A 2522-nucleotide genomic window follows, 5' to 3' on the forward strand; every position below is an offset into this window, starting at 1 on the left:
ATGGATCAGCTCCATCGTGCCATTGTAGTACTCAATGCCGTCGATGGAGACCGAGCCGCCACGGAAAGGCGGCGAGCTCATGAGCACCGTTGAAAAGCTAACACGACAGCGAATAATCGCGCGTCTGCCCCCAGGATGCCACCCTAGGCGGGATAATTGTACGTGGTCGCCACGCTGATACGCATCCACCTGATCAGTCTGCTCGACGTATACGAGCTGCTAAAAGCAGAAATGGAGATTACAATGTTACCGAACAAGGACCACCGGGTGTCGGCCAACTCGCATTATTCTGACGGCAGGGGGAGATCAGCTTTTGGAATCCGAATAAAATGAGCCATACAGCCATAAGATTACAAATATTAAGCAACGCCGACTTTAGTCGGATAATAGTGGTTCTTTATGCACTTTATTTACGTATTTTTGCATTAACACGTAATTATCAGACCCAATTGGATGGTTTAAGCCATGGAAACAGGTAATATCATACGAACATCGCGCGAGGAAAAGGGATGGTCACAGGGAGAACTGGCTACCGATAGCGGCGTATCATGCGAGATGATCGGCAAGCATGAGCGCGGCGATGCCGTGTCTTCCATCGAGGCCGCCAAGAAACTGGCAAGAGCGCTGGGCGTCACGCTCGATTACCCTTGGGGCGAGACCGACGGGCCTGCATTCGACTGGAAGACAGCTGAACTGATGAAGGATGTCGGCACCCTCGCCGAGGGTAACAGGGAACACGTCTTCGTACTGCTCAATGCATTCGTCGCAAAGGGTAAGTTGCAGGCGATATTGAAGAAACACCTATCCTCCTAACATGTGGCCCTTCAAACCCAAACTACCCATAATACAGGAAGACAAAGAATGGATAGAGGTAAACCTCCTTTGGCTAAAGGAGCAGTTCGGTCATCATGTTGATCCCATTACCCCTACACCCGACCATTTCCCTATGGAGTTTATGGGAAGTAAAGCCGACGCCCACCGGATACTTAGCATCGTATGTGGGCGGATGGGCACACCCACTGACAACATCGAGTTACGTTTCTTTGACCCGCTTCCTATGATGGAGGACTTCATGCTGGCACCGGAAGAAACAGATACGCCGGAAGGCATCTATCACAGAAGCGAGGATGGAAAGCATATCATTGAGTTAAACCGCCAGCAACTTCCGGATTTCGATACCCTGGTTGCCACAATTGCCCATGAAGCAGCCCACATAAAGCTGCTTACGCTCGGCGACCCGGAGGAAGACGAAGAGTACCTGACGGACCTGACCGCAATATACTTCGGGTTCGGCATCTTTATCGGCAATTCGGCCTTCAAGTTTAGCCAATGGCAGGACGGTTCACACCAAGGGTGGTCATCCAAACGCAGTGGGTACCTACCGGAACAAGTCATTGCTTATGCCATGGCTACCCTGTACCCTGAGGACGATTGGATTACTTACCTGACAAACCTTATGGGAAAATACGTTAAGCAATCACACAGATTTATCAGTACCACGCATGGATAAACTCTCCTGCCATTATCTTGTGTATATCGGTTTACCGGGATACCAATCGGCGCCATTACCACCGCACTTGAATAAAAAATACAAAAGGACAACGATGTAAACCACTATTACTATCCGCCACAGAATGGATAGCTTTTTTGGTTCCTTACCGTCTATTTTTCTCTGCTTTTTATTGCTTTTCAACCGATGGCCCTTGCCCATATCATCAATCGCTTATCACATTCCCGGGGAAAAGGAAGGCAATCTCTCTGTTTCTTCCCTCTTGGTAAACTCACTTTGGTTATTAAGTAAATAGTCTATTACCTGTTGCAGTGGTGACGGCCCGAAGCTTGCTCTGGTAAATGTAACCTGGCCATTGTACGCTTCAAGCTGGTCACTGGCCGCATTGAACTCTTCCTGAGATGTTATGCCTCTAAAATCAATATCAGGCTTCGGTATTTTAGCAACTGCGGATTCAATCTTACTGTTATAATCATGTTGAAGCTTATCAAACTGCTTCTGAATAGCGGCGTCACTGAACGATACGGTATAGCCTTTTCCTGAACCGGTCATCCCTCCAATTTTTCCGTTTCCTGTAAAGGTTTCCGTCATCGTTATTACAGCATCCGCAAACTCCAAGGATTTGGAAAACGCCTGACCCGCGGTATTATTGTTCGTAATCTGAGGTGAAGTTGATTTCGACTCGGTCTCGTATAGCCCAATATAGCTATAGTTAGGCGAAACCTGCTCCCTGTAGAATGAACTTGTTTGTCGATAGCTGTTCATAGATCTTGTATAGGTGGCGGTTGTTCTGAACGACATTCTTCGTTGGTTGCTCCGCATATACGCATAAGGAATCCTTCTCGGTGGCCGCGGCTGCATCCCGTCCGGGTCAATGAATCGCATCGGATTATTGAACCCGTAGTTATAAGGACTATGCCTCCGCATCTGCTCCGCCAACGGATCCACGCTTCCCCATCTTCCGATCACCGGGTCATAGAACCGTGCGCCGTAGTCATATTGCTTCAGCCCG

Annotated in this window: 3 protein-coding genes; 2 read left to right on the forward strand and 1 reads right to left on the reverse strand. The window is 48.6% G+C overall.

What is annotated here, in order from left to right; all coding sequences use genetic code 11:
• Positions 1-465 precede the first annotated feature (465 nt).
• Both U9S71_RS20765 and U9S71_RS20770 read left to right on the forward strand, forming a co-directional pair.
• Positions 466-813, forward strand: coding sequence for a helix-turn-helix domain-containing protein (locus U9S71_RS20765; protein ID WP_326329775.1), 348 nt, complete (start codon positions 466-468; stop codon positions 811-813).
• 1 nt (position 814) lies between these two features.
• On the forward strand, positions 815-1510 hold the full coding sequence (locus tag U9S71_RS20770) for a hypothetical protein (RefSeq protein ID WP_326329776.1): 696 nt from the start codon (positions 815-817) through the stop codon (positions 1508-1510).
• 216 nt (positions 1511-1726) lie between these two features.
• On the opposite strand, the gene U9S71_RS20775 is transcribed toward U9S71_RS20770, so the two are convergent.
• Positions 1727-2522: RHS repeat-associated core domain-containing protein (locus U9S71_RS20775; RefSeq protein WP_326329777.1), on the reverse strand; the 796-nt coding region annotated here is incomplete at its 5' end.

It is taken from the genome of Parapedobacter flavus (genome assembly GCF_035818675.1).
Classification (GTDB): Bacteria; Bacteroidota; Bacteroidia; order Sphingobacteriales; family Sphingobacteriaceae; genus Parapedobacter; species Parapedobacter flavus.